This window comes from Shewanella sp. A22 (assembly GCF_053850585.1).
On the sequence record NZ_JBSQBN010000104.1, the window covers coordinates 1 to 16257 of the forward strand.

Below are 16257 nucleotides of genomic sequence, written 5' to 3' on the forward strand. Positions count from 1 at the left end.
CAAGGGCTTCAGAGAGTTCCATAAAAAAATCCGATAATAAAGATTATCGGATTTTCGCAGACTGAAAAGATCGGTCAACCGATCTGTTCAGATTTTATAGCATTACCGCTTAACTGATCGGCATTACCCATCACTGGGCGTTTTTTGATTTCACATCAGTATTAAATCCGCTTGCGACAGTAACCGATTAGACCAAGCATCATCACACTTAACCAACCTAAACTTCCTCCACCGCTATCACTACTTGTTGTGACGGGTGTATCCACTGTTGGCGCAGAAACAGTTATTGCTTGGCTGGTTGTAGACTCATTACCCAAAGAATCTGTGGTAACTAAGGTAATAGTATAAGTACCCGCTGTGGCATAAGTATGACTGGGATTTTGCGCTGTACTCGTATTGTTATCACCAAAAGCCCACTGATAAGTTAAATTACCAAAACCTTGGCTAGACGTGTTTGTCAGCGCAACGCTAAGGTCGGTTCGAGAGAAAGTAAATGCCGCCGCAGGTTGAATAACCACTCGAACGATTTCGGTTGCAGTAACAGTATTACCCGCGCCATCTGTAACAATAACACTGACGTTATAATCACCGGATGCCGAATAAGTATAGCTAGGGGCGGTATCTGTACTGGTAGCATTGTTAACACCAAACGACCATGTATAAGTATAATCAGTGCCACCACTCACGACCACATTAAAATTGACATCAGCCCCGGTTGCTTGTGCATTAATGTCGGCTACAAGTGTAACTGGTGGTGGCACGCTGCTGTCAGATAAAGCAAATTCAACGGTTGCAATGCTACTGTCAGTTGCTTGCTCTGTTACTTGCATGGTTAGGCCTAACTCAGGCAATATCATCCCTGCTTGTGGTTTTAGCGGCGCACTGTAATCGCGGTTGTCATCAAATAGTGGCTCGGCAGCTAAGTGGTTGTCACCACTGTATGTGCTTTGTGTAAATAAACTAAATGCTGCATCGCGAATTTGTACAGCAGTTGATTGACTGCCAATCAAATTTTGGTCTGCATCGACCACTCCGATTAAGCCTTTACCTGGGTGTTCTGATACATTGTTGTCATATTGAGAAAAGTTTTCTAACCATAACAATACACCGGGCTCGTATTTGTCATAAACTAAGCCTGCATCGACACCTTGATGACTGCGTAATTGCACAATATAGCGTCTAGCTTTACCAGGAAGGCTATCATCAATCCGACTAAATCCAGATAACCTTGCAACGTCGGGACTTTCTGCTCCATCGATATAAAATGCCGAGCCTTGGTTAGTCAATTGAATATCATCAATCGCCATCCCATATTCACCTACCGCTTCATCGGTTTTATAAACCACACTGATTTGCACATCACGACCAGCATATGCACTCAAATCAAAATTGAGGTCCACCCAAGCATCGGTCCCATATGCGGTATTAATGTCGCTCGACTTACCGCTAATCGAATGCTTTACCGTAGGATAAATTGAATTTGTATTACGTGTGTAATTTCCTTCTATCGCAACGCTATCAACCAACACCTGCACATAATCAAAATCCTCCTCAATATCCCAATGAGCCTGAAATGATAATGCTAATGGCGTATTTAATGGTAATGTCACATCAAATGACATGGCATTATTGATCATATTGCCTTGACCAGAATAATACTGATATTGGCCAGTTAATGGCGCTTTAAATGCAATACCCTCTGGAGGAAGCGCAATAGATATTTGGTTTACGGCATCGGTATTAGCAGCATGATTAAGCTGTACAACAGTACCGCTATTGATTAAATTGGCCAGTGATATATGCTGCTCATTAACCCACTTACCCTTGTATTTTTGCTGTAAGAAAGATTTTGCATATGGGCTAAATCCACTTGGTTGAGCACCAGCAATACTACCAGTCCAACTTCCACCAGACATCAACGACCAAGAGCCTACTGGAGAACCATCGCCTTTATTGGTTGTGTCATATTCATCAGGTAAGCCTAAATCATGGCCGAACTCATGAGTACACACACCAGTGGCAGAATCGATAGGCTGTACTGTATAGCCAAATATCTTAAGCCCGCCGCGCCCTGGAATAACATAACCATTGGTACCTGAGTCAACATAATATCGATGTGACCAAATAGCATCATCCCCCAATACGCCACCACCAGCTTCTTCACCAATACTAGAATGGAACAACATCACATGGTCAATAATACCATCGGGTTCATCATAATCACCGTCACTATCTAAATCGTAGGGGTCTTCAATGTCAAATTTGTCTAAATCATCGTCAGACATGCCAGCAATAGCCTTGATAACGGCTTCCTTCACCAACTCCGGAACCGCACTGTCATCATCGTCAGCATTATTTCCGCCGTAATAAGCAGCATTTTTGTCTGCGGTAACCCAATCTTGAACCTCGCCAGTAAAATAGAAACTATTGCCAGACACAGCTTGATAGTATTGGTAAGCCGATTGTAGGTTTTGATTACTTGGACCAGTAAAACCAGTTTCTGAAAATAACAGTTGTTGATAGTGAGACGCTGGATAGCTGTTGTAATACATTTGCGTATCGCCAAACTGCAGCTGATTGGCATCGTGAGGTAAGTCTGGAAAATCCACCAGCACAGCTAACACGTTGACCTTTTTGGTTATATCTTGATCTGCCAAGTTATTGATTGCTGCAATAGATTGAGCGCTTTTAACACTTTTTTGCTGTGCCTTTTTAATTCGTAACGCTTCTGCTTTCACTTCTATTACTGCAGGTTTAAAAGTTGCATTGCGGCCACGCCTAACAAAAGCATCGACTGCAGCTTGTTTTATTTCATCACTCGCATCACTCGCAACATCGCCGCGCTTAATGAGCCAATACAATACTTGTTGCTCATTAATCAAACCACCATCGGCTGGTGTACCAACTTGCGGAGCAGCAAGAACGGTCATACCGCTACATGTAAGTAATAAGCTTGCAACGCCTAACCCACGATATTTAGTTAACTTACTCATTACGACTTACCTGTATTTGGTGTTGGCTTATGGCACTTTTCAAATGCTTTTTGGCGTTTAGTTATGTAATCAGCGACAATTTCATCTATTTGTGCTTGATCCATATCCGCGGTGATGACCCCTTTTGCCCGCAGATTTTCAATCAATTTAGTGCGATCACGTAAAGGCGGCATCGCACTTGGACCACAATCTTTAATTATTGGCTTAGTGACTATGACTGGTTGTTGGTTTATTGGTTCCGCCGATTGATATTGACAACCTTGTAAGATAAGAAAAGTCAGCCCCAATATAACGAGAAAGTATTTCATAATGTGCCCCGAACAATAATTACATAACATTAGCAGTAGTAACTGCACAGTTACAATTACTTTAACCATCGTTTAATGTAAAAGTGTGTGCCTAAAAAATGGATAATATTGAATATTATTTAACGTCTATTCAAGTCGGAAACGATATGAATACGCCCATATAACAAAATTCGCCAACTCGATTCGCAATGCAATAGCAAGCCAATAGCAAGTTTATGGATTGTGAGACAAAGCATTGTTTGATTAACATTTACTTTTTAAAAATGAAACCTCTTACACTCAAACGGCCATTATGAGGCTGTAAGCTTCATTTCATAGCTAAGACAAAGGAAGTCATTTAATCAGAGGTTGATACTGAAATAATATATGCTAGCCTCAACTTAACTTGCGGGGGTATTGAGGTAATTTGATATACCATCTAATAACATTTGTACCGATATCATCACCAGCACCATTCCCATCAATCGCTCTACAGCCGTTAGGCCTTTTTCACCGAGTATGCGTGTAAACAGTTTATAAAACATTAGAATAAATGCGCTAAGCGCCCAGGCAGACACCAAAGCAATAGTCCAATCAACCATACGGTTATTATCAGTGTGCGCCAGTAATATCAACGCCGCTAAAATGGACGGACCAGCCATCAATGGAATAGCCATCGGTACAATAAATGGTTCTTCACCAGCAGCCAATCCCGCAACGCCACCTGGCGAAGGGAAGATCATCTTAATCGCAATTAAGAACAGAATAATCCCACCGGCAATACTGACGGACTCAGAACGTAAATTTAGAAAATTAAGAATGGCTTCACCGGTATACAGAAATGACAACATAATAACCAGTGCAAATAACAACTCACGGATAAGTACTTTACGGCGCTTTTTAGGATCAATATGACGCAATATGGACGCAAATATGGGTAAATTACCGAGTGGATCCATAATCAAGAACAACATGACAGCAGCAGAAAAAATATCCATGGACAACAATCTTTAATTAACAAAAGAGGGTCTACATTGTATACCATAGGTAACAAAATAAGCGATGTAAAAAGCCCATTTATTCATGGCTATAGAAAAGAAATCATCAATAATGATAAACCAGTTCACATCATAAGCAGTCTGCAGCCATGACCAAACAGATACACGCAAAAACTTTTTGGGTCTTAGTTTCAACAACTAGGTTATAATTTACATCTTACGCTGTAGGTAAATTTTTCAGCTTGAGATGTTCACACGCTACAATACAAGTTTACAATGCTATACTGCGTTGTTTTTTTCGATTTATTTTCTGGATATCATGCTCTATCTAATCGCGAGTTGTATTGCATTACTATTTGGGCCACTTTTTTACCGCTTCTTCTCATCTGGCAGCGGACTGCAAAAAGGCTTAGATGGATTTATTTTCGTCTCTCTTGGCGGATTAGTGCTCATTCATATTTTGCCAGAACTTCTGGAGCATGGTGGATTCATCACGCTTTTGTTTGTTTTGCTCGGTGTTTGGGGGCCTACTGCCAGTGAAAAACTGTTTCATCGATACTCAGAAATAACCCACAATATCACCCTTACATTAGGCATTAGCGGATTATTGTTACACACCATTACTGATGGTGGCGCTATGATTTTAGCGCAACAAGATGGCAATTCTACTCTTCTCGCTTTGGGTGTGATTATGCATCGTTTACCCGTTGGAGTGGCCATTTGGTGGTTACTTAAGCCACAAGTTGGCACCCGATGGGCGAGTATCGTTTTAGCGGCAATGATGGTATTAACCAGTGTGGGCTACTTTGCTGGTGAACACCTGTTAACCCAGTTAAGTCTCGAAAATACCGTTTATTTACAAGCCTTTGTTACTGGCTCAATTTTACATGTTGTGCTGCATCAGCCCCATGGCCACCAACAAGAAGACAAACAAGGCCAGTATCAATACCAAGCGGGTATAGGCAGTCTCTTAGGCTTAGGGTTGTTAGCCTTATTGTTACTTATGGATACAGGTGGTCATGAACATGTTCATCAAGATCACGGTTCAGATCAATTTATCAGTTGGCTACTCACTATTTCACCAATCCTATTAGGCAGTTACTTTATTGCCACAGCCCGCTTCGCTTTTGGGATACGTCCATCTCATCCGGCTTTAGGAATGCGATGGTTACAGCGCTTAGCTGGACCAGAAGCATTATTAATTACTTTATTATTGTTAGGGCCTTGGTTTGCACTTTATCAAGCGCTAGGTTTATTGGCCATTGGAGGATTAATGACGTTCACTCAAGTTAATCTAACTGACCCGCAGCCAACAATATCAGAATCACCATGGCGTTTTGGTTTTAACCAATTAGTCGATCGTAGCGCGCCTTGGATTATTCTTAGCTTAGTATTAGCAAACCTGATCGGTCATCCATCCGTTCCACTAGAAAATCCAGCATTACAAGTTTTTATCTTACTATTGGTCTTTTTGCCAATGCGTTTTTGTAATTTAGGTTCAGTAATTTTAGCCCTTGCTTTGGCTTACAGTGGTTGGAGCCAAATCGCTGTAGCTTTTACTTTATTGGCAGCACCTGTGCTTAGTATTGGCCAATTGAAGTTAATGAACTGGAAACAAGGTCTGATGTTTGGTGGTATTTTGCTTATGGGTTTAATGGTGGCAGATCAACTCACTCTGAGTTCAGCATTAACATTGCAACTGCCTGAGCCTGTTAATATCCTTGGTTTGGTGGTGATAACCTTATTATTTGGTGCCAGTTTGTTACGTCTTGGCCCGAGGAAATTTTTAAGCCGCTTAATGGTTAACTTAAAGCCTGCACCACATGCCCATAGCCATGATAAAAGTCATCACCCAGATCCAAAGGTTACACACCGTGATGATGCTGTACATAAACATCATCATTAATCGGCACCCATGTATTAGGTTATGATATGGTGCTGAAACATTAAGGAGGAGCTATGTGTATTTTATTTATAGCCGTTGAATCACATCCAGATTATCCCTTAATAGTGTGTGCTAATCGCGATGAATTTCATCACAGGGCTACAGAACCCGCCTATCGTTGGGCAACAACACCAGCCATTTATGCCGGGCAAGACAAGCAAGCTGGCGGCACTTGGTTGGGAGTTAATGAGTTAGGCCAATTTGCAGGGTTAACCAATATTCGTTCAATGACACAGCAAGATGGTGTTCGTAGTCGTGGTGAATTAGTGGTCGAAGCATTAACAAAACACCACATCAATAGCCAGTGGTTAATAAAACATTCGGTTAATTACAATCCGTTTAATTTAGTCTTTGAACAGCATAATGAACTTCACTGCTTTAACAGTAAAACATTAACGACCACTTCACTTAAACCTGGATTTCACGCAGTGAGCAATGGGGCCTTAGATGATATATGGCCTAAAATGGCAAAAGGCCAGCAACAGCTACAACACTACATACAGCAAATGCAATCGCCTTGCATAGATCAATTACTCGATATCATGCGCGATACTTCTCAACCCAAAGATCATGATTTGCCTCAAACAGGCATAGGCCTAGAATGGGAACGACTTTTATCCTCTATTTTTATCCAACATCAAGAGTATGGCACTCGCTCCACTAGCATTGTATTGAAACATCGTAATGGCAATGTTCAATTTACTGAAGTAAGGTATGACGGCAAAGCACGTAATCTAGGTTCGCAGCTTTTTAGTATCAACTAGAGCCTATTCATTGAAGTTAATATTTACCTGAAGTAACGATTAATAAAACCATTTTTAACCACACTCAGTTGCTATATTCAGCTTGAATGCTCAACGCTCAAATAATTAAGTTAGGCGAAGACAACAAACATGTTTTGACCTCTCACATCTACCATAGCGAACTGTGATCTACCACTCATTAACCGTAATGCCACACATAAGACACAGCTAAAGTGCACTTATTCCGCTAAGCAACATTCATTTTTACAACCTAGATCAAGTTAATTTCATCACGAACATTGCATACTTCGCCTGTTGCTAATTTACTCCCGGAGGACACGCCTTGAAGCAGCCCACTCAGATTAGTTGGGATCAGTCGATGATCGAAAAATACAATTACAGCGGTCCCCGTTATACTTCTTACCCGACCGCATTAGAATTCGATGATGCCTTTACTGAGCAAGATTTACTCACATCGATTAAAAACAGCAAAACCGACAAATTATCGCTGTATGTACATATTCCTTTTTGTGCCAAGCTTTGTTACTACTGCGGCTGTAATAAAATTATTACTCGCCATGCCCATAAAGCCGACCAATATATTGAGTATTTAGCCGCTGAAATTGTTAAGCGAGCACCTTTATTTAAAAACTACACCGTAACTCAAATGCATTGGGGTGGTGGTACACCGACATTTTTAAACCCAGAACAAATTTTAAAACTCACAGCATTAATTAAAGAGCATTTTAATTTTGCAGACGTGGGTGAATACTCAATTGAAGTTGACCCACGCGAAATTGAACTGAGTATGTTAGATACATTAAAAGAAGCCGGTTTCAACCGTGTGTCTATTGGTGTGCAAGATTTTAATAAAGAAGTCCAAATTGCTGTCAACCGTGAGCAAGATGAACAATTTATTTTCGATTTAATCGCCAGAGCAAAAGCATTAGGTTTTGTATCGACTAACGTTGATTTAATTTATGGTTTACCGCTACAAACACCAGAAACATTTGCAAAAACTATCGCTCGCATTATCGAATTGTCACCCGATCGTTTATCTGTGTTTAACTACGCTCACTTGCCATCTCGTTTTGCAGCGCAGCGTAAAATTAAAGACGCTGATATGCCATCACCACAACAAAAACTTGATATGTTGCATCAAACCATTGAATCATTAACTGGGGCGGGTTATCAATTTATTGGTATGGACCATTTTGCCAAACCAAATGATGAGCTGGCTAAGCTACAAAATGCCGGTAAATTACATCGTAACTTCCAAGGTTATACCACTCAAGAAGAATGTGATTTATTAGGTTTAGGCGTCTCATCTATAAGCCAAATTGGCGACTGTTATGCGCAAAATCAAAAAGATATTCGTCCATATTACGAGTCGATTGATGCTAATGGTCATGCACTGTGGAAAGGTTGCAGTTTAAACAGAGATGATGAAATTCGTCGCGCGGTAATCAAGCAAATTATCTGCCATTTCGATTTAGATATGGCCACCATTGAACAAAAGTTTTCCATTAACTTTGAAGAATATTTCATCGAAGATCTTAAATTACTACAAACCTTTATCAATGATAGGCTTGTCGATATTACAGAGAGAAAACTCACAGTAAGCCCGACCGGTCGGCTACTGATACGTAATATTTGTATGTGCTTTGATGTTTATTATCGTCAAAAGGCGCGTCAACAACAGTTTTCAAGAGTGATTTAATCTACTTGTTGATGAGTACGCTATAATAAAAAATCGCCAGCATTTGCAGGCGATTTTTTTATGTTTTCGTTACCCAATTTACAATACTTTTTTTGCGTATAACGCTTTACGATCGCTGTCAGATAGAAATGCCATTTCAACACCATTACGTTGTAATAGTGCTAACGTTTCATCGCTTAATCCCATTTCAGATTTAACAACGCGATACTCATGGGCAATATCAATCGCACTCACACCTGGATCATCGGTATTTAACCCAATTAACACTCCAGCATCAATAAACTTGCGTAATGGATGTACACCGTAATCTTTAACCGTTGAAGTATGTAGATTACTGGTTGGGCATGACTCAATACCAATACGGTGCTTAGCTAAGTATTCCATCAACTTTGGATCGTGAATTGCGTTAACGCCATGGCCAATACGCGTTGCTCCGAGCACGTTAATGGCTTGCCACATACTTTCTGCACCTGCAGCCTCGCCAGCATGGGCTGTTATCTGTAACCCCGCGTCGCGAACACGTTTAAAGTGTTCCGTAAACAAGTCGCCAGGGAAACCAAGCTCGTCACCCGCTAAGTCCATGGCAACAATGCTGTCTCGGTGGGCAAGTATGCCTTCTAACTCTAAACGACATTTCTCTTGTCCAAATGAACGCGACATAATACCAATAAGGTTAATTTTAATATCATGCTCTTTCACACCGGCACGCACACCATCGATAACGGCTTCGACAACCCCTTCTATCGGTAAATTATGATTCATTGCCATGTAATAAGGACTGAAACGTAACTCAGCATAATCCAGCCCTTGCGATGCGGCATCTGCAACGTTTTCATAAGCAACACGCTTTACTGCGTCTAAGTCAGCGAGTACAGCAACCATCCAATCCAATTTCTTCAAAAAATCGATTAGATTGTTTTCTTTACCTTGGATTTGTACAAACGGCGCAAGCTCTTCTAATGAATTGGCGGGTAACTTAATACCGTGTTGGTGGCCTAATTCCCAAATGGTTTTTACATTAACATTACCGTCTAAATGTCGATGTAAATCAACCAACGGAATGGTTTTATCTATCATAATTAACCCCTATAAACTTACCCTGCCATTAGTTTGGTTTTGTCGGTCAGAGAACCATCACAGTTTACCATGTATTATACTAATTCTAGTAAGCAATGTTTTATTTTGGAATCAATCCCTCTAAATTAAACTGCAATTTGTGGTGTGTTTTTTATGCTTAAATCGGGCATACTCTATTGCTTAAAACTGATTTAACCACAAAGGACCTTCAATGCGCTTGCTGATTTTATCTGCACTGATAACGTTAAGTTTGGCTGGTTGCCATATTAATGCGGCCACCAAAAGCATGGATAATCCAACCACATCTCTACAAGTGCAAATAAATGCCGATTTACAAGCTATTATCGACCAAAGTTGGGCCATTAATTTAGCTTTCTCACCAGAGCTAGCAGCCAGTTTAGGTGATGTTTCTGCAACCGGAAAACTAGATGACTTATCATCGGAAACCTTAGAAGAAAAAAATAAACAGACTCTTAACATTCTCAATAAACTTAAACTGCTTGATAAAAATCGCTTATCAAAGTCCGATGTCATCAATGCTAAGATTTTACAAGACCAGCTACAAAATGAAGTCGACATGTATCGGTTTCATGACCACTATTTACCTATAACAGCTGAAAGTGGTTTTCATGCTTATATCGCATCTATTGCTAAAGGTCGTTTCAATAGTATGGAAGATTATCAGCACTATTTAGCTAAACTTGAGCAATTACCACGCTATTTCAGCCAACAAACATATTGGCTCAAACAAGGCTTAACTAGCCGCATTACCCCTGCAAAAATCACTCTAAATGGTTTTGAAGACAGTATTAGCGCGTTTATTGTTCCGGTTGAGAGCAGCGGCTACTTTACTCCATTTACCCATTATCCTGATCATTTTAGCGCAGCAGAAAAAAATACGCTGACCCTGCAAGGTAAAAAAACCGTAGAACAAATCGTGCTTCCCCTGTACCAACAGTTTTATGATTTCATGACTCAGGAATATATTCCCAATGCACGAATAGACATCGCGGCATCGGCTTTACCAGATGGCTCTACGTTTTACCAAAACAGGGTTGAATATTACACCACGCTGCCAATGACAGCAGAACAAGTCCATCAGCTTGGATTACAAGAAGTCGCTCGTATAAGAGCAGAAATGCAGCAGGTGATTAAGGATGTTGGCTTTAAAGGCAGTTTTGCTGATTTTTTAATGTTTTTACGCACAGATCCACAGTTTTACCCTAAAACAGCAGATGAGTTACTTAAAGAAGCAGCATTTATTGCTAAAAAAGCAGATGCCATTTTACCTAAGTATTTCGGTAAATTACCACGAACTCCTTATGGTATTGCACCTGTTCCAGCAGAGATTGCGCCTAAATACACCACAGGGCGCTACTCGGGTTCCAACCGAGACGATGAGCCAGGCTATTATTGGGTTAATACCTACGCCCTAGATAAGCGACCTCTCTACGAACTTGAAGCACTAACCCTACATGAAGCAGTGCCAGGGCACCATTTACAGATATCACTCAATAAAGAACTCACTGACTTACCTAATTTTAGACGTTACAGTTATATCTCAGCATTTGGTGAAGGTTGGGGTTTATACTCAGAATATTTAGGGTTAGAAGCCGGTTTTTATCAAGACCCATACAGTAACTTTGGTCGATTAACATATGAAATGTGGCGTGCGGCACGTCTAGTCGTCGACACTGGCATGCATGCTAAAGGCTGGAGCCGCCAACAAGCGATAGATTTTATGGCCAGCAATACTGCACTCTCAATGCACAACGTTACCACTGAAATAGATCGCTATATTTCTTGGCCAGGGCAAGCGTTGTCATACAAAATTGGTGAATTAACCATAAAACGGTTGCGTGCAAAGGCTGAAAAGACATTAGGAAAAAAATTTGATATTCGGAAGTTTCATGATGCCATTTTAGAAAATGGTTCTATTCCAATGTCAGTGCTAGAACAAATGATTGATGAGTTTATTGCTCGCCAAAAGGCGACAATAAAACAAGCAAATACCGGATAATCAGATAGACAAATACGTCAAATTTACCTTACTTTAGATATAAACAAGCTGGCTTAATAACTATGCATTACATGAAATTTTCATCTGAGTTAAAGCTCGATACTAATGACCAACAACACTTTTGGCAACAAGTACACCAATCGAGTTTCTGTACTGATGACGGTATAAATATTGCTTATGCGATGATCCAACATTCTAATAGTCAGCGAGCAATAGTGATCAGCAATGGCAGAGTAGAATCTTATATAAAATATCAAGAATTGATGTTTGATTTATATCAACAAGGATTTAGCGTTTACGCTTTAGATCATCGGGGACAAGGGTTATCAGACCGGCTCACACACAATGCCCACCAAGGATATGTTGATAAGTTTAGTGATTATACTGCCGATTTCACTCAGTTTATTCATCAAATAGTGCAACGACAGCAACATGATGAATTATTTCTAGTTGCTCATTCAATGGGAGGCGCTATTGCCGTCGACTACCTCAATCAATATCCCAATACATTTACTGCAGCGGTTTTTTCAGCACCAATGTTCGGTATTAAACTTCCAGTAGCAAAACCTGTTATTCGTTGGTTAGCCCAAAAACTCGATGTAAATCGATCTGATGGAGGCAAAGTGCACAGCACCTACATTCTCGGTGGAACGGATTATCGACCAGAGAACTTCAAACGTAACCCTTTCACCCATAGTAAAAATCGTTATCAGCAATATCGAGACATATATGAACAAACACCAGAGGTCAAACTCGGATCGCCGACTAACCATTGGTTAATTGAAGCCATGAGCGCTGCACAAAGGAGCATCAATTACGCTAAACACTGTCAAACACCGATACTTATATTACAGGCCGAAAAGGACAATATCGTGTGTAATAAAGCGCAAGACACAGCACTTAGCACTCATTGCCATAAAGTCGTCATTGAGGGGGCTTATCATGAAGTGTTTTTCGAGGTCGACAGTATTCGAAATAAAGCATTGTCATATACAATCGACTTTATGGCACAACACTCAAAGATAGCTGTGTCTTAATTAATTGCACAATATCAGCTTTATCTAAAGGACGACTAATAATATAGCCTTGGAACCATGTGCATTTAGCATGCGTCAATAAATTAAGCTGTTGCTTATTTTCAACCTGTTTAGCGACAACTGGAAAATTTAATTTGGTGGCGAACTCGACAACTGCACTCACAATATTAAAGACTTCTGGATTAAATTCTATTTCTTCTAAATAGACAGCATCTAACTTAACTTGAGAAAAATTAATACCTTGAAGTAGATGCACAGCACAAGATCCTCCACCAAAGTTATCCATGGCAACATTGATACCGAATTGTTGTAATTCAGAAATTTTGTTTCTAGCGGCTTTAGCGTTTACAGTAAATACATCTTCAGATAGTTCAAACTGAAATAACTTAGGTAGTATTTGCGCAGTATTTATCCTGTTCATAATTACATTGGCAAAATGTTCTTGATGAAAATGCCGCGAAGATATATTTAATGACATGAGCGGGACGATTGCATTTTCATCTTGAAGGTTTTGAATTAACGCGCAAACTTGATCTATAGCCCATAGTTCTAATTCAAAAATAAAATCAGACAATTCAGCTGAAGCAATAAACTTGCGAGGACTAATGTATCCATACTGCGGATGATACCAACGCAATAACACTTCAACACTAATAAGCTTTCCTGACTTATCGACAACGGGTTGATATGCCAGCGACATTTGTTGATTGTCTAATGCTTGTTTTAACTCATTTTGCAGTTTAAAAGGTTGTATTTGATTCTGATCTAATTGTGGCTGATAAATAGCACAACCATTAGACCGGCTGTCTTTCGCTTGCTCTAAGGCGCCATCTGCGCGAGCGAGTAATACCTTAGGCTCTAACGATTCGATACCATCAAAAACAACTAAACCAATTCTGACTGAAATTGATAAATTCTGTTCAGAGATTGTAAAACCACGACCAATTAATTGCCTTACCTCACTAGCCAGTGCTAATGCTCGTTTATTTGCTTGGTCAATTTCGCTACCAAAATTCTTTGCTAAAATAACAAACTCATCCGCGCCTAATCTTGCAACCAACCCAGCACTAGAAAAGGTACCAGAAAGTCTGGCGGCTATTTGCATTAATAATCGGTCGCCTAGTTGACGGCCTAACGCATCGTTGATTAACTTAAAATTATCGAGGTTGATCATTAAGAGTGCGGAAAATTGACCCGTTTTACGGCTAAGGACTTGCAAGTCGTATAATTCATCAGCAAGTACCTCACGATTAATGAGATCTGTGAGCCCGTTATGCCCTTGCTTATCATTTGAAATGTTTTGATTTTTAACATCTCCAGAAACATCGGTTATCGTGCCAATAATGCGTAAAGGTCGGCCAGATTCATCCCATTCCACTATTTTTCCACGATCTAAAATCCAAATATAACGCCCATTCTTATGACGCAATCGATGTACACTTTCATAATATTCATTCTGATTGTTGATATAATTTTGTAAATTATTCAATACTTGCGCTTTATCATCTGGATGTAAGCGTGACTCCCAAACAGAATAATCATTATCGAGCTCATAGGGTTGATAGCCTAAAATATCTTTCCACCTATCAGAAACAAACACATCACCAGTTGCAATACACCAATCCCAAATCCCATTACGTGCCCCCTCAACAGCAAATAACCACCGCTGCTCAGCATCATTCAGACGTTTTTTACTGCGAAATAGTCGCCCATTAACTTGATTAAGATAATCTCGCAAATCAACGAGTTCAGTTGTCAGGCACAAAATATCGGTATTAAAATCCGGCGAATCAAGGTTTTTAGCAGCTCGACTTAATTGGATTAATGGCCGTATAAATAAGTAATGCAACATGGTACAGAAGAGTAGCAGCAAAAAAGCTCCTACTCCCCAAATCTCTATAAAACGCTTTAAAAGACTATCTACCGCTTCGGATAACGTATTCGCGATATCATACTCAACATAAATAAGCTCAACAGAATTTGAATAGCTATAGCGATAATTTGAGTTCAAAGGGTAATAAACTTGAATAGATAAACGATCAAAATTTACCTTTAAGTAAACTTTATTGTTGGCAACAACATTTTTATGTAAATCGGCAGAATAGCCTTCCAATACGTTAGTGGCATTACTCTCACGCCAAATGATATGATTAGCAAAATGAATATCACTAGCAGCGTCAAGTATGACATACACCATCATATTTTGATCGGTTGACACTAAAGCAACCTCTTGCTCAACTCGTTCAAAATCCTGCGACAACAGAGAAGACTCAACAACATGACGCATTCTAAAGAGATCTTTCTGAATTTGCTCTGACTCTCTTAAAGCAAGCTGCTCATTTAACTCTGCATGCTCATACAAATACTCACCTGATACCAAGCCAAAGTAGAGGATAAAAATAGATGCAGGCACAAGAATAGACAGAGAAATTTTTGGCAAACGAGTCAAAATAAACCTACCCAATGAAATATACAAAGAGATATTAACAACAATCGTATCAATAAATAGATGGTCGTGAATATCATTATCTAAACAGGATAAAAACTTATTATTTATTAATAGCTTTAAACTAACTAAAGTACACTTTACCTTGTTTGACTGATGAGTGTAATTTTATTTACCTATACCGATAATATCCTGCGATATATATGAAATTGTTATCTGGATAAATCCGCTAGTTACAGTCTGATTTTCAGTTGGATTACGCTAAAATGTTAGATTATTGAAGAACCCCAAAACATCCGCCGGCTCGCATAACAAGTGTTGACCTAGTAAAACTGTCCTGTATAGAGGCAATTGTCTTACGTTATAGAAAATCGCCTGAATACCTTGGATGTCAGCAACTATCACGAAAGGTTTTCATCATATGTCTCCTAATAAAACATGGGAACAACATAAATCATACCAATTATGATAAAAATGTGATCTAATCAAAGTATCACCTCTTATTAATCTTTATGTATGACTTCTCTTACTGATAAAGAAATACTTAACCTCTCCAAACAAGAAAAAAATGCGAATAAAAAAATACGTTTACTCGCCGTTGCGACTTTCCTACAAATTAACAACCGCTCAGAAGTCGCCAGACGCTTAAATGTCAGTCGCCGTAGTGTCAACGATTGGGTATCTAACTATTTAAACCAAGGGTTAGCAGGTCTTGATGACAAACCTCGCTTAGGTAAAAAGAGTCGATTGACCCTCCAGCAAAAAGATAAACTGCGTACTTTTGTAAAAAATGCGGCTCATTCAACAGATGGTGGTCGCTTAACGGCTGAGGATGTTAAGCAATTCATAGTCGAAGAATACGGTGTTTCGTACAGTCATTCACATGTGTACTGGATATTACATAAACTGGGCTTTAGCTGGATTACCAGTCGTTCCAAGCATCCAAAACAATCGGCAGAAGCACAAGAAACCTTTAAAAAAACTACAATAT

General features: G+C 39.7%; 11 protein-coding genes. 6 read left to right on the forward strand and 5 right to left on the reverse strand.

The genetic code is table 11. The annotated features are described in order from the left end of the window. Positions 1 to 161: 161 nt before the first annotated feature. The 3 genes from ACWXWT_RS15970 to ACWXWT_RS15980 all read right to left on the reverse strand — a co-directional run bounded on the left by ACWXWT_RS15970 (position 162) and on the right by ACWXWT_RS15980 (position 4278). The gene (locus tag ACWXWT_RS15970; protein WP_456042571.1) at positions 162 to 2993 is read right to left on the reverse strand and encodes an immune inhibitor A domain-containing protein; all 2832 of its coding nucleotides are present in this window, start codon (positions 2991 to 2993) and stop codon (positions 162 to 164) included. Next, positions 2993 to 3301: a hypothetical protein gene (locus ACWXWT_RS15975; RefSeq protein ID WP_456042572.1), complete on the reverse strand. Its 309-nt coding sequence runs from the start codon at positions 3299 to 3301 to the stop codon at positions 2993 to 2995. Before ACWXWT_RS15975 ends, ACWXWT_RS15970 begins: the two co-directional genes overlap by 1 nt. A 380-nt stretch (positions 3302 to 3681) precedes the next feature. Beyond that, a complete protein-coding gene (locus ACWXWT_RS15980) occupies positions 3682 to 4278 on the reverse strand; it encodes a YhgN family NAAT transporter (RefSeq protein ID WP_456042573.1) in 597 nt (198 codons plus the stop codon). A 319-nt stretch (positions 4279 to 4597) separates the two neighbouring features. Here ACWXWT_RS15980 and ACWXWT_RS15985 point away from each other — a divergent pair, with 319 nt between their 5' ends. The 3 genes from ACWXWT_RS15985 (at position 4598) to hemN (ending at position 8686) form a co-directional block, all read left to right on the forward strand. After that, positions 4598 to 6184 (forward strand): metal transporter, encoded by a 1587-nt coding sequence (locus tag ACWXWT_RS15985; RefSeq protein WP_456042574.1) that lies wholly within the window; start codon positions 4598 to 4600, stop codon positions 6182 to 6184. 53 nt (positions 6185 to 6237) lie between these two features. After that, positions 6238 to 6987, forward strand: coding sequence for an NRDE family protein (locus ACWXWT_RS15990; RefSeq protein WP_456042575.1), 750 nt, complete (start codon positions 6238 to 6240; stop codon positions 6985 to 6987). Between the two features lie 322 nt (positions 6988 to 7309). Further along, positions 7310 to 8686, forward strand: a complete 1377-nt coding sequence (gene hemN / locus ACWXWT_RS15995; RefSeq protein WP_456042576.1) for an oxygen-independent coproporphyrinogen III oxidase — start codon at positions 7310 to 7312, stop codon at positions 8684 to 8686. Between the two features lie 78 nt (positions 8687 to 8764). Here the strand turns inward: hemN and add are convergent, their stop codons facing one another. Next, positions 8765 to 9763: an adenosine deaminase gene (add, locus tag ACWXWT_RS16000; RefSeq protein WP_456042577.1), complete on the reverse strand. Its 999-nt coding sequence runs from the start codon at positions 9761 to 9763 to the stop codon at positions 8765 to 8767. Positions 9764 to 9974: 211 nt separating this feature from the next. On the opposite strand from add, the gene ACWXWT_RS16005 reads away from it, so the two are divergent. Together ACWXWT_RS16005 and ACWXWT_RS16010 are read left to right on the forward strand one after the other, a co-directional pair. After that, a complete protein-coding gene (locus tag ACWXWT_RS16005; protein ID WP_456042578.1) occupies positions 9975 to 11783 on the forward strand; it encodes a DUF885 domain-containing protein in 1809 nt (602 codons plus the stop codon). A gap of 62 nt (positions 11784 to 11845) precedes the next feature. Next, positions 11846 to 12820: an alpha/beta fold hydrolase gene (locus ACWXWT_RS16010; protein WP_456042579.1), complete on the forward strand. Its 975-nt coding sequence runs from the start codon at positions 11846 to 11848 to the stop codon at positions 12818 to 12820. Here ACWXWT_RS16010 and ACWXWT_RS16015 read toward each other — a convergent pair. Next, the gene (locus ACWXWT_RS16015; protein ID WP_456042580.1) at positions 12786 to 15269 is read right to left on the reverse strand and encodes a putative bifunctional diguanylate cyclase/phosphodiesterase; all 2484 of its coding nucleotides are present in this window, start codon (positions 15267 to 15269) and stop codon (positions 12786 to 12788) included. The genes ACWXWT_RS16010 and ACWXWT_RS16015 overlap by 35 nt on opposite strands. A gap of 513 nt (positions 15270 to 15782) precedes the next feature. Between ACWXWT_RS16015 and ACWXWT_RS16020 the strand changes: the two genes are divergently transcribed. Then, positions 15783 to 16257 (forward strand): helix-turn-helix domain-containing protein (locus ACWXWT_RS16020; RefSeq protein ID WP_456042581.1); only part of this gene is annotated, 475 nt, incomplete at its 3' end.